This window comes from Leptolinea tardivitalis, assembly GCF_001050275.1.
GTDB classification, from domain to species: domain Bacteria; phylum Chloroflexota; class Anaerolineae; order Anaerolineales; family Anaerolineaceae; genus Leptolinea; species Leptolinea tardivitalis.
This window is the reverse complement of record NZ_BBYA01000004.1, coordinates 20239-42218: the sequence shown is the minus strand read 5'-3', so window position 1 is coordinate 42218 and position 21980 is coordinate 20239. Positions and strand designations below refer to the sequence as shown.

Annotated in this window: 16 protein-coding genes and 1 tRNA gene; 4 read left to right on the top strand and 13 right to left on the bottom strand. The window is 47.0% G+C overall.

All coding sequences use genetic code 11. From position 1 onward, the window contains the following. Window position 1 precedes the first annotated feature (1 nt). Genes malQ through LTAR_RS03510 form a run of 5 tightly spaced genes read right to left on the bottom strand, consistent with a single transcriptional unit; the run spans window position 2 to window position 7415 of the window. Window positions 2–1525, bottom strand: coding sequence for a 4-alpha-glucanotransferase (gene malQ, locus LTAR_RS03530; protein ID WP_062420794.1), 1524 nt, complete (start codon window positions 1523–1525; stop codon window positions 2–4). Continuing rightward, the gene (locus tag LTAR_RS03525) at window positions 1515–2765 is read right to left on the bottom strand and encodes a glucose-1-phosphate adenylyltransferase (RefSeq protein ID WP_062420793.1); all 1251 of its coding nucleotides are present in this window, start codon (window positions 2763–2765) and stop codon (window positions 1515–1517) included. The genes malQ and LTAR_RS03525 overlap by 11 nt, the downstream gene beginning before the upstream one ends. Further along, window positions 2762–4237 carry a glycogen synthase gene (locus tag LTAR_RS03520; RefSeq protein ID WP_062420792.1) on the bottom strand — a complete coding sequence of 492 codons (1476 nt, stop codon included), beginning with the start codon at window positions 4235–4237 and terminating at the stop codon, window positions 2762–2764. Before LTAR_RS03520 ends, LTAR_RS03525 begins: the two co-directional genes overlap by 4 nt. Window positions 4238–4265: 28 nt before the next feature. Further along, the gene (locus LTAR_RS03515) at window positions 4266–6245 is read right to left on the bottom strand and encodes an amidohydrolase family protein (protein WP_062420791.1); all 1980 of its coding nucleotides are present in this window, start codon (window positions 6243–6245) and stop codon (window positions 4266–4268) included. 12 nt (window positions 6246–6257) lie between these two features. After that, on the bottom strand, window positions 6258–7415 hold the full coding sequence (locus tag LTAR_RS03510) for a competence/damage-inducible protein A (protein WP_062420790.1): 1158 nt from the start codon (window positions 7413–7415) through the stop codon (window positions 6258–6260). Window positions 7416–7511: 96 nt separating this feature from the next. Between LTAR_RS03510 and LTAR_RS03505 the strand changes: the two genes are divergently transcribed. From LTAR_RS03505 to miaA, 3 genes are read left to right on the top strand one after another with little or no spacing between them, the layout of a single operon-like run. Next, on the top strand, window positions 7512–8654 hold the full coding sequence (locus LTAR_RS03505; RefSeq protein ID WP_062420789.1) for an MGDG synthase family glycosyltransferase: 1143 nt from the start codon (window positions 7512–7514) through the stop codon (window positions 8652–8654). After that, the gene (locus LTAR_RS03500; protein ID WP_062420788.1) at window positions 8644–9018 is read left to right on the top strand and encodes a YraN family protein; all 375 of its coding nucleotides are present in this window, start codon (window positions 8644–8646) and stop codon (window positions 9016–9018) included. Before LTAR_RS03505 ends, LTAR_RS03500 begins: the two co-directional genes overlap by 11 nt. Next, window positions 9015–9959, top strand: a complete 945-nt coding sequence (gene miaA / locus LTAR_RS03495) for a tRNA (adenosine(37)-N6)-dimethylallyltransferase MiaA (RefSeq protein ID WP_062420787.1) — start codon at window positions 9015–9017, stop codon at window positions 9957–9959. Before LTAR_RS03500 ends, miaA begins: the two co-directional genes overlap by 4 nt. Window positions 9960–10061: 102 nt before the next feature. Here the strand turns inward: miaA and ftsH are convergent, their stop codons facing one another. The 8 genes from ftsH to LTAR_RS03455 all read right to left on the bottom strand — a co-directional run bounded on the left by ftsH (window position 10062) and on the right by LTAR_RS03455 (window position 21409). Next, entirely contained in the window at window positions 10062–11924 is a 1863-nt protein-coding gene (gene ftsH / locus LTAR_RS03490; protein ID WP_062420786.1) for an ATP-dependent zinc metalloprotease FtsH, read from the bottom strand. Between the two features lie 112 nt (window positions 11925–12036). Then, a complete protein-coding gene (gene ndk / locus LTAR_RS03485; RefSeq protein ID WP_062420785.1) occupies window positions 12037–12492 on the bottom strand; it encodes a nucleoside-diphosphate kinase in 456 nt (151 codons plus the stop codon). A gap of 33 nt (window positions 12493–12525) precedes the next feature. After that, entirely contained in the window at window positions 12526–16119 is a 3594-nt protein-coding gene (locus LTAR_RS03480; RefSeq protein WP_062420784.1) for a tetratricopeptide repeat protein, read from the bottom strand. A gap of 115 nt (window positions 16120–16234) precedes the next feature. Then, entirely contained in the window at window positions 16235–17455 is a 1221-nt protein-coding gene (locus tag LTAR_RS03475) for a sigma-70 family RNA polymerase sigma factor (protein ID WP_062420783.1), read from the bottom strand. Window positions 17456–17568: 113 nt separating this feature from the next. Continuing rightward, complete coding sequence (locus LTAR_RS03470; protein ID WP_062420782.1) at window positions 17569–18156, bottom strand: DUF4340 domain-containing protein; 588 nt, start codon at window positions 18154–18156, stop codon at window positions 17569–17571. Between the two features lie 3 nt (window positions 18157–18159). Beyond that, window positions 18160–19704, bottom strand: a complete 1545-nt coding sequence (locus tag LTAR_RS03465) for a GldG family protein (RefSeq protein WP_062420781.1) — start codon at window positions 19702–19704, stop codon at window positions 18160–18162. Then, window positions 19704–20438 carry an ABC transporter permease subunit gene (locus LTAR_RS03460; protein WP_062420780.1) on the bottom strand — a complete coding sequence of 245 codons (735 nt, stop codon included), beginning with the start codon at window positions 20436–20438 and terminating at the stop codon, window positions 19704–19706. The genes LTAR_RS03465 and LTAR_RS03460 overlap by 1 nt, the downstream gene beginning before the upstream one ends. A 20-nt stretch (window positions 20439–20458) precedes the next feature. Next, window positions 20459–21409, bottom strand: coding sequence for an ABC transporter ATP-binding protein (locus tag LTAR_RS03455; protein WP_062420779.1), 951 nt, complete (start codon window positions 21407–21409; stop codon window positions 20459–20461). 255 nt (window positions 21410–21664) lie between these two features. Between LTAR_RS03455 and LTAR_RS03450 the strand changes: the two genes are divergently transcribed. Then, a tRNA-Pro gene (locus LTAR_RS03450) sits at window positions 21665–21742 on the top strand. Window positions 21743–21980 lie beyond the last annotated feature (238 nt).

Here is a 21980-nt window from a genome sequence, read left to right as displayed (position 1 = left end):
ATCAGCGTGGCTTCTTCTTTTTTACCTGCAACTCTGGAAGACGGTTGTAAAGCCAGTTGATTTCATGGATTCGCCGGATCAGATCATCTGAAAGACCATTGGTAGTCATTCGCCAGCTCCAATTGCCACCCGTGCGTCCTGGATAGTTCATGCGGGCACTTGTATCAAGGCTCAAAAAATCTTGCAGAGGTGCAATGGCAATTCGAGCTACCGATTGCCATACGGCACGAATCATCTCCCAGGGTATGCCGTTTGAATCACAGGCCAGGTATCGCCGACAAAAATCACGTTCCACTTCTGGGGCTGTTTGATACCATCCGATAGTTGTGTCATTATCATGTGTGCCAGTATACGCCACACAGTTTACCGGGTAATTATGAGGTAGAAATGGATCGGTTGGATCAGTGGCAAATGAGAATTGAAAGATTTTCATCCCTGGAAGATTGAACTTGTCACGCAATTCTACAACATCAGGTGTGATTTCCCCGAGGTCTTCTGCAATGATGGGAAGACTTCCCAGCACTCGGTTAACACTGGATAGAAAATCAGCTCCCGGACCATTTACCCACCGGCCTTTTTCTGCGGTGGGCATACCGGCAGGAATCTCCCAATAACCGGCAAAACCACGGAAGTGGTCAAGCCTGATGAAGTCAAACATCGCCAGGGTGGATTTAATCCGGGCAATCCACCAGGCATATCCAGTCTCACGATGGTAATTCCATTTGTAGAGTGGATTTCCCCAAAGTTGTCCGGTGGCAGAGAAATAATCTGGGGGCACTCCGGCAACAAATTGCGGGTTGCCTTCTGGATCGAGAAAGAACAGGTCTGGATTTGCCCAGACATCCGCAGAATCATAGGCTACAAATAATGGAATATCACCGATGATCTTGATACCGGTCTCGTTTACATAGGTGTGAACCTGATTCCATTGACGGAAGAACAGGAATTGTCTGAATTGATGGTATTGAATTTCATCCGAAAATTCATTGGTGAAGGCTGCCAAATCATCTGGTCTTCTCTTGCGAAGACCTTTCGGCCATTCATTCCAGGATCTACCACCCATTGATTCCTTTATGGCCATAAAAAGACTGAAATCGTTCAGCCATTCTTTTTCTTTGACTTGAAATTCATTGAATTCATCTGTCAAAAGAGGGGGGTGGATTCGGCAAAACCGGTTGTACGCTGTGTGAAGAAGTTTGTTTTTCCATTGAATCGCCGAACCATAATCCACCCGGTCAACTGGAAAGGAAGGGCGTTCGGCAAGGTCATCCCGGTGAAGAAGACCCTCATCCAATAATAACGCCGGGCTAACCAGGTATGGATTTCCCGCAAAAGCGGAAAAACACTGGTATGGGGAGTCGCCATAGCCAGTGGGCCCAAGTGGTAGTACCTGCCAGAGGGTAAATCCGGCTTTCTTGATCGAATCGACCCACTGATATACTGCCGGACCCAAATCTCCTATTCCATCTGGTCCGGGCAGACTGGTAGGATGAAGCAAAATACCGGCCTGACGATCATAACTCATGGGGTGATCTCCGAGTTTGCAGAATTTGATTATCCAGAACGATATTACTTGAATAATCGTTTTTTATCACATCCGGGCCGATCATGGCACCCGGAAGAAGGACTGATTTTTCCGGAACGATGCTGTTCTTACCCACCATCGCGATTTTCATTTGATCGGTTGCGCCCAGATTACAATTCTCACAAATATACACACTTTTATCTAATATTGTACGGCTAATGTGACTATTTTGCCCTATAAAGGCATCTGTGAGAATTATTGAGTCTTCGATTGTGACACCACTGGCTACTGTTACACCCGGCGACAGGATGCTGCGGATTATTCGTGCTCCACTGGAAATCTCACATCCGTCTGACACCATGCTGTTTTCTATCAAAGCATTTCGAGAAATACGCATTGGCGGTCGTTCTTCTGTACGGGTATGAATGACCCAGTTCCGGTCATTCAGGTTGAGGGAAGGCGGTTCGCTCAACAGGTCCATATGCGCCTGCCAGTAGGATTTTACTGTACCTACATCCACCCAGTAGCCGTCATATGGATACGCGTAAATACTCATTCCCTTATTAATCAGGGTTGGGATGATATCTTTACCGAAGTCGTGCGACGAATGTTCGTTTTGATGATCCGCCCATAAAGCGGCATCTAAAAATTCGCGCTTGAACAGATAAATACCCATATTCGCCAGATTGGATGGTGGTTCTTTGGGTTTTTCTACAAATCCTGTAACCCGTTGATTATCATCCACCGTGACAATACCAAAACGGGAGGCTTCATCCATTGGCACACGTATGGTTCCCATGGTCATGTCTGCCCCACGTGAAAGGTGGTATTCGATCATGGGTTCGTAATCCATGTTGTAAACATGGTCACCTGAGAGAATGAGGAGAAGATCGGGATCGCCGCGCTTGATAAAACTAAAATTCTGCTGGACGGCATCTGCTGTTCCCGTGAACCAGCCGGATTGTTGGGCTTTATACGGAGTATAGATACGAACGCCACCGGTAAAATCACGGTTCAAATCCCAGGGACCTCCAGAACCGATATGTTCAATCAAAGAATGAGGCCTGTACTGGGCGATGATCAAAACATCAAAAATCCTTGAATTTACACAGTTAGACAAAGGAAAATCAATAATCCGGTACTTACCCGCATAGGGGACTGCCGGTTTGGTTCGTTTGGCGGTCAGAACTCCGAGTCGAGTTCCTTCACCGCCGGCCAGAATGACGGCGCGTGTTTTCATAGATTATTCCAGAGATCGAGATATTCTTTTGCATACCTTGCAGCAGAATTTTTCCAGGAGAAGTCTGTCTTCATTCCATTCTTCTGGATTTTTTCCCATGTTGCCTGATTAATAAATGCGTTCAAGGCTCGTTCTACAGCTTCTTTGCAGGACTCCTCTTCTGCTTTTTCAAAGAGAAAACCCGTTTGACCTTCTTCTGGTGGTTGATCAATGATCGTGTCACTCAATCCTCCCGTATTACGGGCTACTGGTACACAACCGTACCGCATGGCGATCATTTGAGTCAGGCCGCAGGGTTCATAGCGGGAGGGGATGATGATCATATCTCCTGATCCGTAAAGTTGGTGTGAAAGCGCCTGGTCAAACCGCTGGAGGAAACGGACCCTTTCAGGGTAATTCTCTTCAAGAGCTTTGCAGGTATCTTCCAACACCGGGTCGCCGACTCCCAGAATAATCAACTGAAATTTCCGTTCCATCATATTCTGCAGAGCAAACAGGGCAATATCAATTCCTTTTTGCTGGTCAATCCGGGAAATCATGATAATCAGGGGCGTACGGGGATTAAATTCCAATCCAAGGCGGGAAAGCATTTCCTGTTTATTTTTAATTCGATTCTTCAACGTCAGCCGAGAGTAGGTTGAAACCAGGTACGGATCATGCGATGGATTCCATACTTTGGTATCCAATCCATTCAGGATACCGCCAACCTTTTCCTTGCAGGTAAACAGGAACCCATCCAGACCGCAGCCGAATTCTGGTGTGAGAATTTCCCTGGCATATCCAGGTGATACAGCCAGAATCCGGTCTGATTCTGCCAGTCCCATCGGGAGCGGCATATGACGGGCCCATTTGGGAAGGCGAAAATTCTGACTGGCAGAAATTCCCAATTCTACCAAACCTCCCTGCGTTCCTCCCCCCATGAATGGTAAGTTGTGAACACCTAGAATGGTCCGAGTTTGGGAGAAGATTTCTTTGTATTCTTTTTGAGTACGAATCAGATAGGGTAGTATTGCCGTATGCCAGTCATTGGCATGTACTATATCAGGCACCCAGTTTTGAAGCCGGCAGAATTCAAGGATAGACAGTGTGAAGAAGGTGAACTTTTTTCCATCCACAACCGGATTGGGATCATATACGGCGCCATCTGGTGGAAGCGGTTCTCCTGCAATTAAGTAAGCCGGGAATTTCAGGTCAGTACATAGATACACGCTGGATAAAAGTTCGGATTTCGCTGTCCGAATTGGAAAAGAGGCTACCTTTTCCAGATGGAAGCGGGAGGATTGGATTTTACTGTGGAAAGGAATGAAAAGCCGGATATCCAGAGTGGGTAGGTCTGGAGTCCCTTTGAAATAATCCACCAGAGCACCGGGCAGGGAACCTGCTACATCACCAAGACCACCAACTTTAATGAATGGTTCTGCTTCTGATGCGGCAAACAGAATTTTTAAGGTTTCAGATGGTGAGGCATTCATTCAAATCTTTCCTAACACACGAATCGGATCAAGATTTTGAGGCCATTTCAATATAATCGCTTGCGATTACATCACTTGGAGAGGCTCCCAGAGCTTTGATCAGGTCTTCAGCTAGATGCGCTTTCTTCTCGGCGTCCTGCTTGCTCCAGGTGCGGCTTTTGACTTCAAGGAATGATCCGAGGTTTGGTTCTGTAAAGTTATCGACATTGATAAAGAATTCGGTATCTTTGAAATTCACAAGATAGCGCATGCGATTCTTTTCTATTTCAACGGTCTTTTGTGGTTTGAAGTATTCTTTGTAAAACCTCAAACTCTGGGTGGCTGGCGCCAGGAAACGGCTGCGTGAAAGAAGAACATCTTCCCGGAAGGGGTGTTCACGAGTTTGTCCGACCAGAGTCAGCCGACTACGGACACCTGTAATTTCACCCGTATCTGTAATCGAGTGGTCTTCGCGGTAACGTACATAACCCTGGGATGGATCATCAAATTTCATGTAAGTGTCGAATTGATGATAATGGCGTGTACGAACAACCTTGATCTCAGGATTGGTCTTTATGGCGGTTAAGATTGGATCTACAGAAGGAATGGCAATCTTGGCCTGAACTTCGAAACTTTCTTCTTCGGTGGCGCCGCCAATGGCGATTAGTTTCGATAATACTGACTGTTCGCGCTGGATCAGGAAGGAATCAATTTTTCGAGCGTATTCGTTACCGGCAGTCAGCAGATCAGCCTCGTTGAGGGTCGTGAGTACTCTGTTTTGCATTACCCATTGACCATTGATGATGACATCGGTAACATCATTGGCTTTAGCGGCGTAAATAATTTGCGCATAGACATTGTGTGGATCACGTTTAAAACGGGGTGAATTATGCGTGGGAGAAACATCTACAAGAATCATATCTGCCCGTTTTCCGGGTTCCAATGAGCCGGTAATATTGCCTATATGCAGGGCTTCAGCACCCAACCGTGTGGCCATCAATAATGTGGTGCGTGCCGGAAGGGCAGTTGGGTCCCCTGAACTGACTTTGGCAAGAAATGAAGCCAGCCGCATCTCTTCGAACATATCCAGATCATTATTTGACGCCGGACCATCAGTGCCAATACCTACTTTGACGCCCAGTTCAATAAGGCGCTTGACAGGTGCAATGCCCGATGCCAGTTTCATATTTGAAGATGGATTGTGGGCTACACCTGCATTGGTATGCAGGAGAGTACGCATTTCACCTTCATCAATGTGAACACAGTGGGCGGCAATCACTTTAGCTTCAAATAAGTTTTGTTTCTTCATGTATGGAATTACTGGAATTCCATGCTCATTGCGCATATTTTCGACTTCACCGGCGGTCTCCGCCAGATGGGTATGCAGTGGAACGTCAAATTCTACCGCCAGAGAGGCCGATGCATTTAAGATTTCAGGAGTACAGGTGTAAGGCGCATGTGGTGCCACAGCGGGGACAATGAGGTCATTATCTTTCCACCGGATAATGAAGTCTCTTGCCAGAGCCAGTGAATCTTCGAAAGACTTGGCATCTGGTGTGGGAAATTTCATCACTGACTGGCCACAAACGGCGCGCATTCCCGCCGATTGGGTTGCCCGGGCAATATCATCTTCAAAATAATACATATCCGCAAAAGTTGTAACACCCGAACGGATCATTTCTGCACAGGCCAGCTTTGTCCCTAATTGGACAAAATCCGGTGAAACAAATTCACGTTCCACCGGCATCATATATCCCATCAACCATACGTCCAGGCGGAGATCATCCGCCAGTCCTCGCAGAAGTGTCATGGGCACATGGGTGTGCGCATTCACAAGTCCGGGCATCAAGACTTTATGGTTGCAATCAATTTTCTTTGAAGCTGAATAATCTTTCAGGATATCCGCTTCCATCCCTACTGCCGCGATCGAATTCCCTGAGACAGCAACAGCTCCGGGTTCAAACGTGTGGAATTCTTCATCCATAGTCAGAACGACCGCATTTGTAAGGATAAGATCAACAGTTTTCATTTTTCCCTTTCTCTATTCTTGTCTATTGTTTTTATTGTATAGATAACGCCGGATAAAATCCAGCAACATGTTTTCTGCCCAGGTCTGTGCCAATTCGGGGTGGCCGCCATGGGATCTGGTTATGGATTTTTCTTCCTCAGGTGTGATAAATGTAAACGCCAGATTTGTTTGGTCTGTCATTTTAAAGAGATCCGCCCGGATGATGATCTCATATCCTGATGTTCGAGCAATTTCCAATTCCGGCGAAGATGGATTATCTTCAGTAGATGTAAAAACAAAAATTTGTCTGGGTTCTAATTTTTCAATTCTGGTTTCAAAAGTTCTATCGAATCCATTTAGAAGGATAAATGCGCGCATATCTTTGTCAGCCAGCATCTGATTGACGACCTGTTCAAGGGTAGTCTCGTCATCGCCAAAGTAAGACTGGCCTATGCGCTTTATTACTTCTTCACGTAATCCGGCAATCATGTGATTGGCTTCTTCTTCCGAATCAGCACGGGCGGTGATACGGATATCTGTTATTCCCGGATGGGCCAGTAATCCAACTGTTGGATTGGCACCAGTTTCAAGGTCAGCGACCCATTCATCGATCTGAGATTCACCGGCTGTTGCTGCATGAATGACGACTGATCGGAGAACTGCTTTCAAATGAAAACGATCATGGAATAACGGAATGACCGTGTCAACCAACAAGGTTTCCAGTTCACGGGGTACACCGGGAAGACTGACCACGATACAGCCGTCAATTTCGATATAAAAAGCGGGGGCAGTGCCGACCGGGTTTGTTATGGCAGTAGCTCCACGCGGAATATAAGCCTGACGTCGGTTGTTTTCAGTGGGTTTTCTGCCATATCGACGAAAGCGGTCTTGAACCTGATTCCATAATTCCTCATGAAATTCCAATTCCACACCGGCTGCCAGGGCTATAGCTTCGCGGGTTGGATCATCCACGGTAGGACCCAACCCTCCCGAAGTGATCACAATATCTGCACGGGTTGCAGCTTCTTTGACCGCTTTGGCAATTCTGCCGGGATTGTCTCCCAACATTGTTGCCCGGTAAAAATCAATGCCCGCATTTCGAAGTTGTAGGGCAATAAAATGTGTATTTGTGTCTTGAATTTCTCCCAGAAGGAGTTCTGTTCCGATGGCAATAGTTTCAGCAATAGGCATTTTTATATTTGAATATAGCAGGTTAAGGGTAGAATAAAAAGTTAGTGTAGCACGATTTGGATAAAACTCCAAAATCACACTCAATCCGGGGATGCAGTGAATCGATTTCTCGTCGTTTATTTATCCATAGGCAGCGGACATTCCTCTGCAGCCAATGCCATAAAATCGGGCATTAGACTTGTGGGGGACAATTATAAAGTCTTTTGTGAAGACCTGTTCACACCTGCCATACGTGATTCAGTCCTTCCGGAATTTTTATCACTATCGTCAACAGTTTTTGCTCCAAGATTGTATGATGCTGCCTGGCAATCTGGTTCCATGATGCCGGGATATGAATTCCTACAAAGTATGCCGTTGCTGAAAAACCGGATGATGGAATTACTCGAAAACAGAAAGCCTGATTTGGTGATTTGCACTCATTCGCTGCCCTGTTCCATTCTTGTCAACCTGAAAAATGAGCGTGATGAAATTCCTCCGATAGCAGCAGTATCAACGGACTTTATGATTCATCCATATTGGCCGGTGACTGGAGTTGATGGTTATGTAGTAGGTTCCACAAAGGCTTATGAGCGGCTGATTGAGCTTGGCGCTCCGAAAAACAAGATAAAGTTATTCGGGATTCCTGTAGACCCGGCGGCAGAAATTTTGTCACATCAACGCAAGGAACGCCTGGATGGAAACGAACCTGCTTTACCACTCCAGGTTCTTGTTCTGGCTGGTGGAAAACGACTGGCTCCGTATGTGGCAACCTGGCCAAGAACTCTTTCATTGTTGGTTGACTCAATCTCCATGGAAGAGAAGTTGGTCCACTGGAATGTAGTGTGCGGAAGACCTTCCACTTTCAGCAAAATTCTGAAAGAAACGATAAGGGACCGGCAAGATATATCAATGTTTGATTATGTCAAAGATTTTCTGACCTTGTTAAGTCGGATGGATTTTGTCATTACCAAACCTGGTGGATTGATTCTGGCAGAGGCGATGGCACTTGGTGTACCAGCCATTCTGGTAAACCGTGGAAGCGGTCAGGAGGCGGCCAATAGTGAGGTTCTCTTAAATCATCGCAGCGGTTTCCTTATTGAAACTGAACAGGAGATTTTTGATTTTCTCACCGATGCTGTACGATACCCGTATATTTATCAGGATGCTTCACGGTCAGCATTTGCCCTGGGCAAACCGGCAGCAACAAGGCTGGCAGTAGATTGGTTTTTAAAGGGAATGCCAGAAGATTATGAACCATAATCAGAAAATCGGAAAATGGGGCGAAGAAATTGCCGATCAATACCTGCAAAGATGTGGATATACCATTCTGGCGCGGAATTGGAAGTCACCATATGGCGAAATTGACCTGATAGCCATCCGAGATAACGTAATTACCATGGTTGAGGTAAAGACCAGAATTGGCACCCGTTATGGCTGGCCAGAGGAAGCTGTAACACCCGTCAAACAGGAGCATTTAATGAATGCCGGTCAGACATACATGGATGGTTCGACTGAGTTTTCTCAATTACCCTGGCAGGTTGATGTGATTGCCATTCTGGTAGAATCGCTGAAAGATAACCGGTATCAACTCAAACATTACAGGAATGCTGTCAGCGGTATATGAACAAAAATAGCCAGGTTATAGTCATTGTTGGGCCTACAGCCAGTGGAAAGACTGAAGTGTCCATCAAGTTGGCGAAGCGGTTTAATGGTGAGATCATTTCTGCCGATTCACGTCAGTTCTATGAACGCATGGATATTGGAACGGCTAAACCTACCAATTCCGAATTATCCCAGGTTCCACATCATTTAATTAACGTTGCTCAACCAGAAGATATTTGGTCACTGGCCAGATTTAAAAAAGCTGCGATGGAGTGTATTGAAGACATTCACTCACGCAAGAAAATTCCTTTTGTTGTTGGAGGTACCGGACAATACATCTGGGGAATGATCGAAGGATGGACCATTCCATCTGAACCGGTTGATCAGAATCTACGAATTGCGCTGGAAAAATGGGCTGAAGACCTGGGACCGCAGGGAATACATGAAGTTGTATCCCGTTTGGATCCTGAAGCTGGTAAATTTATCCAGATTGAAAATGTCAGGAGGAGTATCCGAGCTTTGGAGGTTATCTTCAGCAGCGGTCAACGGTTTTCTGCTCAAAGGATGAAACAACCACCAGAAGATCTCGATTTCATCATACTCGGAATTGAGTGGGACAGGCCGGCTTTGTATCAGCGAGTGGATCTACGGATTGAAACCATGCTGAATATTGGTCTGGTGGAAGAAGTGCGCAGTCTTATCAATTCAGGAATTGACCCTGAATCGCCTGCCTTATCCGCCATCGGGTACAGAGAGATCACCGGATACCTCACCGGGAAACATAGTCTCGATGATGCTGTGATGCTCATCAAACGCAACACCCGGCAGTATATACGCCGTCAGGCAAACTGGTTTAAGAAAGACGATCCGCGCATCACCTGGTTTCCGGCAGGAGATGATTTGGCTGATCGCATGGAACAATTTTTGACAAATCTGAACTTATCACCTGCTTCATCAAGCTGACTGATTTGCCCAAACGGCAAATCACAGATGGTTGTATGTTGTATACGGAAAAACAAAAATGACCACCGTTCGAGTGGTCATTTTTGTTGTTGTTCTTAAGAATTATGAAGCATATGTTGGGGTGCCGCTCCGTTTTGGAGTGGGAGGTGGGAAAATCTTTTCAAATTCTTCCCTGGAGATCGTTTCCACTTCTAACAGACGATTGGCTACGGCATCCAGCTTATCGCGATGTTCTTTAAGGATATCTTTTGCTTTCGCATACGACTCGTTGACCAGTTTCCGGACTTCACCGTCAATCTGTTCGGCTACCTGTTCAGAATAGTCACGCTGTTCAGAAATTTCACGGCCGAGGAAGATCAATTCTTCTTTTTGACCGTATACCATGGGACCGAGTTTTTCGCTCATACCCAGGCGGGTGATCATGGAGCGGGCAAGCTGGGTTACGCGTTCAATATCGTTGGAAGCTCCGGATGTAATATCATCAAATACGATATCTTCTGCAGCACGTCCACCAAGCAGGCCGATAATCTCAGCCTGAAGTTTCTTTTTGGGTGTGAGCGTGCGGTCTTCAAGAGGAAGAGCCAGAGTGTAACCTGCCGCCATACCGCGGGCGATGATGGAAACTTTCTGAACCGGGTCAGCTTCAGGGAGTGAGTTCATTACCACAGCGTGACCAGCTTCGTGATACGCCACAATGCGTTTTTCTTCTTCACTGATGAGGCGGCTTTTGCGTTCCGGCCCGGCAATGACACGTTCAATGGATTCTTCAAATTCCGATTGTCCGATGGTAGTCTTGTTTCGACGGGCAGCCAGAATTGCAGATTCATTCACGAGATTTTCCAGATCAGCACCTACAAAACCAGGTGTGGCTTTGGCAATGACGCCCAGATCAACAACTGGTTCCAATGGCTTACCTTTGGAGTGGACTTTCAATATGGCTTCACGTCCGCGAACATCTGGACGGTCCAGAACAACACGGCGGTCAAAACGGCCGGGGCGCAGTAGAGCTGGATCGAGAATGTCGGGGCGGTTGGTGGCGGCCATGATAATGATATTGGTGTCTGTATCAAACCCATCCATCTCAACGAGCATCTGGTTAAGGGTTTGTTCTCGTTCGTCATGGCTTCCACCCAGACCGGCACCACGCTGTCGGCCAACAGCATCGATTTCATCAACAAAAACGATACAGGGAGAATGGCGTTTAGCCTGGTCAAACAGGTCGCGCACACGGCTGGCACCTACGCCGACAAACATTTCAACAAATTCAGAACCAGAAATGGAGAAGAAAGGCACTCCGGCTTCTCCTGAAACAGCTTTCGCCAGTAACGTCTTACCTGTACCCGGAGGACCTACAAGCAAAACACCCTTAGGAATACGGGCTCCCAGTTGGATGAACTTTTGCGGTTCGCGCAGAAATTCAACCACTTCCTGTAATTCTTCTTTGGATTCATCCACACCGGCTACGTCGGCAAAAGTAACAGTAGGTTGATCACCGGTGAACATGCGGGCACGCGACTTTCCAAATGACATGGCAGCATTGTTGCTGCCCTGTGCCTGCCGGAAAATGAAGAAGAATGCTCCCGCCAGCAACAGGAACGGAAGGATATATCCCAGAGCAGTGGCTACACCTAGCCAGGCACTGGGTGGTTTAATCTCAATCTCTACGTTATCCGGAGACAGTTTATCAGAGGTAACACCCAGCGCTGTCAGTTGATCTACAAGCGTGGCTCCAGTCTCTTTAGTGGATGTAGCAGATTTTTGAGTCCCGTCTTTGTAAGTAACCGTCAGCTTGTTTTCATCGGTCACAATACGGGCAACTTTTCCATTTTGAACTTCAGATGCTAGCTGATTAATAGTAAGCACCCCTGAAGTTGTGGCATTCTGGCTGAAACTGTAGATCACCATGGCAATAATGGCGATGAACAGCAACACATAAACCACATACGATTGATTGCGAGAATTCACTTACACCTCCAAAGCTGGAAAAATCTAATTTCCAGTGAGGATTATACCAATCTCCACCCCTGGATGATAGCGGATGGAGATTGATTGTCTAACAATTTGTATATGAATATTATTAATTCTTTCCGAAAATCCAATCATCTGAACAACGCTGCCATTCAACCAGCTCGGTAGGGGAAAACCAGAGGGCAATTTCTGCCTGTGCGTTTTCTACCGAATCTGAAGCATGGGTCAGATTTCGGCCAACTTCCAATGCAAAATCATGACGGATGCTGCCTGGTGCCGCTTCCCAAGGACGGGTGGCGCCCATAGTTTGACGGACCACTGCCACTGCATTGGTGCCTTCCCAGACCATTGCCATTACAGGTGCAGAGGTGATATAGCGAATCAAACCTGGATAGAAATCTTTTCCTTTATGAACCGCATAATGTTTTTCGGCCAGATCGTTGGAGACTGCCAGGAATTTGGCAGCAGTTAATTTCAAACCGCGTTTTTCGAGGCGGGCAATCACCTCACCAATCAAACCGCGTTGAACACCATCCGGTTTTACCAGCACAAATGTACGTTCCATGAGAACTCCAGAGGTAGTAGATTAATAGCCGGATTATTTTAACAGATCAGCAGCTTTCGCGTAGGCATCCAATGCTTCCTGAATGCGGTTTGAGCGCAGACGTGCATCACCGTACGTTTGCCAGGCAAGAAAGTTCTTCGGATTTTTCCGGGTTATTTCCTTCAAGTCAGCCGATACAGCATCCAGAGCCTTATTTGAATTGATCAACTTAATGTACCGGCGCAAGGCTGTGGCAAGATCACCATGGGTGACGGCCTCACGGGCTCGGGTGAGATCAGCCGCTCCGCTGCCTTTTCTGGGTGCGGTGGGAGTAGTGTAAACGGGGGTTGCTGGTTTTTTTTCAACTCGATAAACCGGCCGGGGTGTTGAAGGTGGTTTTACTACTTTTCTCGGAGCAACCTGTTTGGGTTCTGCCGGTTTTTGAACTACTTTGGCAGTCTCATAAACAGGTTCAGGTGAGGCTGGAATTTCGGGTTCAACAGGAATGGTTTTCTCTGCTTGAGGAGCTACTTCCACAGGAGCCGAAATTTCAACAGGTTTAACGAATTCTGCTGGAGCCGGTTTTTCTTCCATCGGTTTGGCAGGTTCAATGACAACAGCCGGTTCTTCTTCTTTCACAGGTGATGGAATATCTGGCTCAAGTTTGTGGCCAGGCATAACCAATATTTCATGGGTAGGCGTGATTTCTTCCGGCGTTTGCTCGGTTTCCAGGACATTTGTTTGATCTTCTGCCTCAAATCCATTGGCAAATTGAGGGGCCACTTCTGGTTGTGAAGGTTGAGCTTCATCACGGAAGATTTCAATGGAAGGTGCCGATTCTTCTTGAATTGGCGAAGTTTCTTCCATCAAAGGAACAGGGGCTTCCTCAACAGCCTTCAGATTGATGGATGGTGCAGGAATCGTCGGAACTTCAAATGATGCGGGAGCTTTTTCGATGGGTACAACAGGTTCTTCTGCTAATGGCTTCTCTTGTTCAATCGTTGTGGGGACTTCTGGTGCAGCAATTTCAGAAGTGGTTTCAATGGCAGGTTCGGCTGCGATGGGTGTCACACTGGACGGTACTTCCATTTCGGGTAAGGCAGTTTCACCAACACCAGTTTCTACCGCTGATTTGTCTTCCGATAATTCCGGGATATTCAAATCGAACGAGAGTCCGGGGGCTGGAGATGTTTCCACTTGTTCCCCTTCAAGCGGTGACGTGGTTATATCCTGCATAGCCTCTTCACGTAGCAGGGCAGCCAGATCTGCCGGTAAATTTTCTGCTGGCTCCGCTTTTGTAAAATCAAGTCCGCTGCCTGTTTCAACCTGTTCCGAAGCTGCCAGATTATCTTCCAAAGGTTCCCGGTCGGCTTTCATGAAATCTACCGGTTGAGACTGAAGGAAGCTAAGGTCAGGGGCTGCTGGTTCAGCTGCGGGTGTTTCTTTCGCCGGAGTCTCTGGTGGAGTCTCCTGGAGAAAACTGGAAAAATCAAACCCTGACGAAGTTGTCTCGGATTCAGCTGGGGCGGCTTTCTCAGTTTCTGATTCTTGATCGGAATCCAATATGTAATCTCGCGAGAAAATATCCGGACGGGCTGCCGCCAGCCAGTCTGGAGGTGGTTGGTGGGTAATAGGTGTCTCAGATTGAATGGGTGCGGTGGCACCATCGGTTTCTTCTGAGGCAAACAACCAGTCAGGAACATTACTGGGAAGAGGTTGTGAAGGTTCGGGTGCGGCAGACTTTGAAAGATCACCCGATTCTTCCTGTTTTAATTTGAGCATCCAATCGGGTTGTTCCGATTCAGGTTCAGGTTTGGGTTCTGGCGTCGCTGGTTTCCTGGTCTCTTCAAACAAAGCTTCAAGATCACTTCCCAGATTTTCTCTTTTCAACCAGTCTGGTTGGTCACTCGGGGTGATATCTTTACGCAATTGTTCAAGGTATTGTTCAATTTCGGGGGTTGGTACTTCTTCATCATGAACAGGTGCCGTGATTCCATCTTCAGGTTCCGGGATCTGAAATTGACTTTCAAACGACGGGGAAACCTTTGAAGGTTCGATTGGTGGCAGATTCTCCGGTATGAAATCCTGGCGGAGATCAGAAACAGATGCCGATTCTGCCGATGGTTCCACGGCCGACCGCAGCCAATCAGGCATCTCACGCTCAACGGGTTTGGGAGCTTCTGATGTGCTGCCTTCTACCGGTACAGGTTGGGTGGATTCACTCGATGATAGGAATGGGCTGGGAGGAAGGATGCCGGGTAATGATTCGATCGGGCCGGGAACAGGCGTTTCGAATTTTGGTTCAGGTGGTTTAGGAGTTGGAGATTCACCTGGAATATTCCTCAAAAAATCGAGGTTTTCTTCTCCAGTTTGCAGAACCCCTGTTTCCCCCGGTACGCGTAATGGTGCGGTCACCGCATCTGAAGATGCTGCCGGAGGTTCAGACGCGAGTGCCTTTAACCATTCAGGAATATCCCCGGGTTCAGCGGCCGGAATGGATTGACCGGGCACGGGAATAAATGGATTAGGATTCCCACCTTTATCTTCCGGTAACGGAAAGGGGGAATTGGGTTTTTCATCCGGGGATGGGAATTTGGAGGACGTATCTTCAGTTGTCATAGGTTTTCCAGAACCGTTTCCGAAATTTGGGGTGGCTGGTGTTTGCCCAGCTTTTATACCGGTATCCATGCCTTCATTCAATGATTGAAACGAGGGCTTCTGCCATTCTTCCATCCATGAAGGAAGGTTTTCTTCGCTTTTAAAGGCCGATTCAGATTGAGCTTGTTGTTTACCAAAAGCACCATTTGTTGCTTCAACAGAACCAAATGGCGAAAACACTTCTTTTGGCGTCTCGTTCTCTGTTGCAGTTTTTGGGCCTAAATCATCAGGAACCTCAATTTTCACATTTTCTTCGGGCACTTTTGCCGCATCCGGTTGGTTTGAACTGGTGAACTCATAATATGGGTCAAGTTCTCGAAGATGCTGCTGGAAGGTCTGCATCTCTTCAATTTTAATGGATGGGGATCTGTTTTCGTATAGCAACCGGTTAGCTTCAAAGCAATATGGATATTCGCTTAATATCTGACGGCAGATCTGGATGGCTTCATCCGTTTTACCGGCTTTAAAACAGGCAACGGCATGAAGGATTTTTATATCCATTCGGGATGGATCTTCTGCCAGAATGGCCTGGATTTCTGCCAATGCATTGGAGATCATATCACCGCGAATGTACATGCGCACAAGCGCCCCACGGGTTAGCAGGGTGCGGGTTGAATCTCTGCCATCTCTTTGGCGATATAATCTGCGAAGTTCGCTTTGAACAGCAGCATTGGATTGCTGGGCTTCATTGGCGCGTTCCATATGCCAGATGGTGCCTTCCAGGTTAGTTTGTTTCTCACGCAAAAGGCTCATACCGATATTGGCAATAAAATCATCGGGCACTGATGAAAGCACTTTTTTAAATGCATCTTCCGCTTTATCGTATTGATGAAGCTCAAGGTAGGCTTTTCCCATCAGCCTGAAAGTTTCCAGACAGCGCGGATAAATACTAATAATGCGTTGACAATGCTCAAGAGCTTCCTGCGAGCGTTCATTATCAATGAGTTGTTCAATTTCGAGGTGGTAGGCTCTTAATGGGATTTTTCTCATAAAAACATTTCCTCCCAATAGCCTAGTATGCACCAAACGAAAGATTAATGCAAGAAAAATTTAATAAAAAAGGAGCGCATAGGTTAATGCGCTCCTTTTGGTTGAGAAATTGCGGTTATTCACCCAGGTAATCACGCAAACGACGGCGGATGGTGGGATGGCGCAGCCGGCTGAGCGCCTGGGCTTCGATTTGACGGACACGCTCGCGGGTAACACCCATCTTACGACCAACTTCTTCCAGAGTGTAAGCCTGTCCATCCAACAAACCATACCGCAACTGTAGAATGCGCACTTCGCGCGGCGGCAGGGAATTCAATACATCTTCCAGATGTTCTTTAAGCAGATTGTATGTAGCGGTATCATCCGGCGGGGGAGCTTCATCATCTTCGATGAAATCGCCCAGGACAGAATCTTCTTCATCATCTGTAGGTGTTTCCAACGAAAGCGGCCGGCGGGCAACCTGGATCATGTTCTCAACTTTTTTGGGCGGCACTTCCAGGGCATCGGCGAGTTCGTCTACACTCGGTTCTCGACCCAACCGTTGGGTTAACTGGTGTTGAACGCGCAGCAATTTGTTGATTTGATCGCCCATATGGACTGGAACGCGAATAGTGCGTCCTTGATCGGCAATGGCGCGTGTGACCGCTTGACGGATCCACCAGGTGGCATATGTGCTGAATTTATGTCCGCGGCGATAGTCAAACTTCTTTGTGGCACGGATCAGACCGATGTTACCTTCCTGGATCAAATCTAGAAAAGGAACACCGCGCCCCATGTATTTTTTGGCTACAGAAATGACAAGGCGGGAATTGGCTGTGATTAAGTGCTCACGGGCAGCCCATCCATCTTCAATGAGGTGACGAAGTTCAAGACGACGGTGGGTGTTTACATTGCCCCGGGCCAATTCCTCACGAGCCATGCGGCCGCGCTCTATGCGCTGAGCCAGTTCCACTTCTTCTTCGGCAGTCAGCAGAGGAACCCGACTGACCTCTTTGAGGTACAGGCCAATGGTATCATCGGTATCAATGTTCGCCAGGTCATCCAGAAAAACAGACTGTCCCTGTTCCTCTTCTTCTGCAGCTTCTTCCTCTTCAAGAGTGAGTTCATCTTCTGCTGGTTCTTCAATTGCTGAAGGTTCTTCAATGTAATTGATCCCTGCACTTAACAAGGCAGCAAACGCTTCTTCAAGCTGTTCCACATCCTGTTCAGCTTCAGGGAAGAAGTGAAGAATATCATCTATAGTGACAAAAGATTTCTGGCGGCCAAGTTCGATCAATCTTGCGATTGCTGAATACTCTTCATCTTCATCAACTACATTCAAAATTGCATCATCCATAGAAATTTGTCATTACCTCATTCTTGAGAGTTCAATCAACCATTCTGGCACAAAATTACCAGTATTCAGAATACTCTTTTTCAGACGGGTTTTCAATACCTGAAACCCCAGGATTACGGGGTTGGGGTACCCGAAACTAAAGTGGGTGTTTCTGTCGGTTTGGCAAGACCTTCAACCGTCAAAATCTTGGTGATCTCTTCCACTACTGGTGTATTCACTATGTAATAACTATCGGCAACCTTTACATATGTTCCACTGGTTGTAGCAGTAGGCTGACCCAGTTTCATTTCAATTGTGGCACCTTTATCATCCACCAGGGTGATGATCTTTGCCCCGGCATCCAGTCCCATTGCGTCATCTGCTGTGGCTGATTCAAGTTTAGCAATAGGTTTCATGTATTGCAACTCCGAAATTAATTGCATCACCTTGCCGGAATTTACAGGTATGGCTGAATCCTGATCAATACTCCAGGAATTGAAATCCTTACCCATGCGCAGATCGAGTGGTGAACCATCAGGGTTCTGATACTTGATCAGGCGGGTGTTTTCAAATTTCCAGGCAGTGAATGGACTGGGGACTGTTGTGGGTGTGGCAGTCATATCTGCCTTCAAAAAGTCGGGCTGGGCTTTCTGAGTCCACCATGCAACCGCTCCCAAAATTATGAGAATTCCCAATAATATCAGAGTTGGTTTCTTAACCATGGCTTACCCTCTCTTTTTCCTTTGAATCCAGGTGATAATGCCTGCAGCCAGAATAGCTCCTGGAATAAGGAATACAGTCACAAGCATGACAGAGCCAGTTGTAAAGACGGTTGGAGGAACCAAAACCCGTTGTGTATTATCTCGCGGGGTCAGGTTGATGAGGTCTTCCTGCCCGGCAGCCCAGTCGATGGAATTGATTAACAGAATACCATTCCCATACTGGGGATAATTGTTATCGTTGGCGAACTCGGCATCGCCAATAATCACTAACCGTCCGTTGGTATCGATGTTCTTGGCTGCCAGCGCTACATCCAGAGGCCCCATACGGTCAGTTTTCTGATCGGGCGAAACCTTCTGACTGGCGATGCTAGCCTGGTCTGTTTCACCCCAGGAAGCCTGCGATGAGGAAACCAGCGGATACCCGACAACTTTTTCATGCTTGGAATCATATTGCACTGACCGTGCGCCGGGGAACAATGTCACCAGGTTTTGAAGTTTGTTGGTAATGGGGTGATTGCCATATTTATCTGCCACAATTACTGTTGGCGGATTGACATTGGTATCGATCACCAGATCATCGTCAACGGTGATGCCCCAATCAGACTTCAGGTAGGCGGCAAATAGATCATCAGATGATTTAATGCCGCTTTCTGCAGAGGGATTATCCAGCCAGACGACTGCCTTGCCTTTTTCAAGAAAGGCCTTAAGCAGATCAACTTCTTTATCGTTCAGGGCAACTTTCCCACCGGCTATGACAATCGCCAGGGCGTTATCCGGAATACTGGGAGTCTTCAGCAGATTCAGTGAGTTAACTGTGTAATTCTTGGCTTCGAGGGCGGCTTTTACCCGGCTGTATTTATTTTCCTGGGTGGTTGTTTCCAGCTCATATTCACCATGTCCGGTGAGGAAGTAAATATTGCGTTTATCCGGGTTGGATAGACGAATCAATGCACCGGAGATTTCTTTTTCATCCAGATAGGTGATCTGTTCTGAATGTCCGTCCATGGATAGTACCAGAGTACCATCGCGGGTGATCTGCGCTGCTTTCGCTGCTACGGGATCGGCATCTGGATCGACAAATTTATAGTCAAACTTGCCATTGGAGGAAGACTTGTAATTCTCCAACAATTGAGTGGCCGCTTCTTTGGACATGCGAGGAGAAAAATAACCGACCACTGATACTTTTGATGGTAATTTTTCCAGAATTTGCAGGGATTCTTGTGCCAGTGAATTCTGCTTGTCTTCCGTCAGATCCCAGCGGCGGGAATAAGTGTTTCCGAGGTAATTCAGTACAACCAGGATGCCCAGCACAGCGACCACCATCAGGAAAGCGTTGGATGTGTTCTTTCCCTGACGGCCTGTTATTGTCTCTTTCGCTTTCTGGGGATCCAGAAAAACGGCCAGCGCCAGACCAAGCACGATGACAGCCAGAGATATTTGAAGAGGCAGAGTCATCTTCCGTTGGACAATGAACAACCCCAGCGATGCGGCCGCTGCAAGCAACGATAGATAAAGCCCATAAGGGGCGAATTTTTTGTAGTTATTCATTACCGCCACCTTCTCGATTCAACAGATGCGCTCCCAAGGAAGAGAGCAAATGTAATTAAACTGAGAAAATAGACCAGGTCTTTAATTTCAATGACACCGGCATAAAACGAGTTGAAGTAATGCTGTGTTAACCCCAGGTATTGCATGACACTGCCGGCAACACCGCCAAAAGCCTGCCCGGGATAGTCAATTAACCAGAAGATCAACAGGATGCCCAGAGTGGTAAAGAATACGGCGATCTGGTTGGAAAACAGAGAAGAAGCAAAAACCCCGATGGCGATGAATGAACCAATCAGAAGGAGTAATCCAAGGTATCCTGTGATTACGCTGCCCATCTCGATTCCCGGTTTCACCACGATATTGAGGATCAAAGGATAAATCCAGGTGAGGAGCAGAATAACTATGAAGAAAAGCATGGCTCCCAGCCATTTACCCAGAACCAGTTCCCAATCACGAATGGGTTTGGTCATTAACACTTCCAGCGTGCCGGTCTTTTGTTCATCTGCCAGCAGACGCATGGTAATGGCTGGAGTAGTGAACAGGAAAATGGTCACCATGGGAGAAAGAATTTCTTTCATAGAGGGGACATACTGCTGTGTTGAAGCAGCAAAGTAAAAACTTGAATAAAAGATCAAACCAAGAACAAATAGGATCAAGAACATGACGGCATAAGCGATAGGACTTATGAAGTACAGTTTGAATTCCCGTTTGGCTATTACCCAGATATTTCTCATACGATTATTCTCCAGAGGTATCAGGCATCCACCGTGCCATCGAGCGACGGACGGGCGGGTTCATCCTGGGTTAATTGCATAAAGATATCTTCGAGGCTCAGGCTGGCAGCCTGCATTTCCAGTAAATCAAAGCCGTTCTTCACGATTAACCGGGCGATTTCTGGCCTGATATCCTGCCCGGCTGACATAGAGACTTCGAGTTCGTTTTCCTTCTTTGCTTCGACATTCATCACGCCTGGCAGGGGGGTGATGAGCGGCAGCAATTCGCTGGCTTCTCCCTTAATCTTGATGTTCACGCGGTCAGCACCGGTCAGGCGGGCCTGTAAGCCGGAGGGAGTATCTTCGGCTACGATATGGCCTTTGTTGATGATGATCACCCGGTTGCATACCTGCTGAACCTCGGTGAGAATGTGGGTGGAGAGCATGACTGTGTGCTCTTTACCAATTTCTCGGATCAGGTTGCGAACTTCAATAATCTGAGCGGGATCCAGTCCGATGGTGGGCTCATCGAGAATGAGCACTTCAGGGCGGTGCAGGATGGCCTGGGCAAGACCAAGGCGTTGACGCATACCTTTGGAAAGATTGCCCACATACCCGCCGGCACGATTATCGAGATGGACTTTCTCGAGGACTTCATCCACGCGGTCATCCAGGTCGGGGATGTTATGGAACTCGCCCATGTAGGTGAGATATTCCATAAGGGTCATCTCATTGTACAGGGGGACAGATTCCGGCATGTAACCGACCAGCTTGCGAACTTCGAGAGAATTCTCGACAACATCAAACCCGCCAATTTCAGCGGTACCACTTGTGGGGGGCATATAACCGGTAAGCATGCGCATGGTGGTTGTTTTCCCTGCGCCGTTTGGACCCAAAAAACCCAGGATTTCGCCTTTGGCAGCACTAAATGATATCTGATCCACTGCCCGGCGTGAACCATAGTCTTTGCTTAGACTCTTGACACGTATCATCCTTTACTCCTTGGAGCATGTCTTACAAACACAACAGCCGTAAAGGCTGCCGGTTGAATTGGGATCAATTTAAGTGATATAGAATGCAGTCTCTGAAAAGAATTTCACAATAGTCGCTATATTTTATACATCTTTCAGATACCGAAAGTCAATCACTTCAACCTGTTTCTAATCATTTCCTAATCTTTCTTATATCGGTGGAAATAAACGATCCCTTGCCAAAAGGAGGACGGATACACTATAATGTTGGCTGTTCGGGGTGTGGCTCAGTCCGGCTAGAGCACACGGTTCGGGACCGTGAGATCGGAGGTTCAAATCCTCTCGCCCCGACCAGAAGAAGACCTTTGAGTAATCGAAGGTCTTTTTTTATCTCAGCAAAAAAGAAAGCTAATTCTTCTCATTAAGCAAAAAACTTAATATGAAAAAAAGGTAATTATTACGTTCAAATTTCCGATTTTTCGTAATATATCAGGCTGTGTAAAATCTGCGTAAAATCCGGTTAACCAGCTGGCATAAATTTCAAAAATGTACTATACTCTTTTTTGCATGACCCTCGGCTGCCCCCCTCAGT

Coding starts and splice junctions, on each gene's coding strand:
- miaA (WP_062420787.1), top strand. CDS start 9,015: ATGAACAAAAATAGCCAGGTTATAGTCATTGTTGGGCCTACAGCCAGT.
- ndk (WP_062420785.1), bottom strand. CDS start 12,492: ATGGAACGTACATTTGTGCTGGTAAAACCGGATGGTGTTCAACGCGGT.
- LTAR_RS03480 (WP_062420784.1), bottom strand. CDS start 16,119: ATGAGAAAAATCCCATTAAGAGCCTACCACCTCGAAATTGAACAACTC.
- LTAR_RS03520 (WP_062420792.1), bottom strand. CDS start 4,237: ATGAATGCCTCACCATCTGAAACCTTAAAAATTCTGTTTGCCGCATCA.
- malQ (WP_062420794.1), bottom strand. CDS start 1,525: ATGAGTTATGATCGTCAGGCCGGTATTTTGCTTCATCCTACCAGTCTG.
- LTAR_RS03470 (WP_062420782.1), bottom strand. CDS start 18,156: ATGGTTAAGAAACCAACTCTGATATTATTGGGAATTCTCATAATTTTG.
- LTAR_RS03525 (WP_062420793.1), bottom strand. CDS start 2,765: ATGAAAACACGCGCCGTCATTCTGGCCGGCGGTGAAGGAACTCGACTC.
- LTAR_RS03475 (WP_062420783.1), bottom strand. CDS start 17,455: ATGGATGATGCAATTTTGAATGTAGTTGATGAAGATGAAGAGTATTCA.
- LTAR_RS03455 (WP_062420779.1), bottom strand. CDS start 21,409: ATGATACGTGTCAAGAGTCTAAGCAAAGACTATGGTTCACGCCGGGCA.
- LTAR_RS03465 (WP_062420781.1), bottom strand. CDS start 19,704: ATGAATAACTACAAAAAATTCGCCCCTTATGGGCTTTATCTATCGTTG.
- LTAR_RS03515 (WP_062420791.1), bottom strand. CDS start 6,245: ATGAAAACTGTTGATCTTATCCTTACAAATGCGGTCGTTCTGACTATG.
- LTAR_RS03460 (WP_062420780.1), bottom strand. CDS start 20,438: ATGAGAAATATCTGGGTAATAGCCAAACGGGAATTCAAACTGTACTTC.
- LTAR_RS03500 (WP_062420788.1), top strand. CDS start 8,644: ATGAACCATAATCAGAAAATCGGAAAATGGGGCGAAGAAATTGCCGAT.
- LTAR_RS03510 (WP_062420790.1), bottom strand. CDS start 7,415: ATGCCTATTGCTGAAACTATTGCCATCGGAACAGAACTCCTTCTGGGA.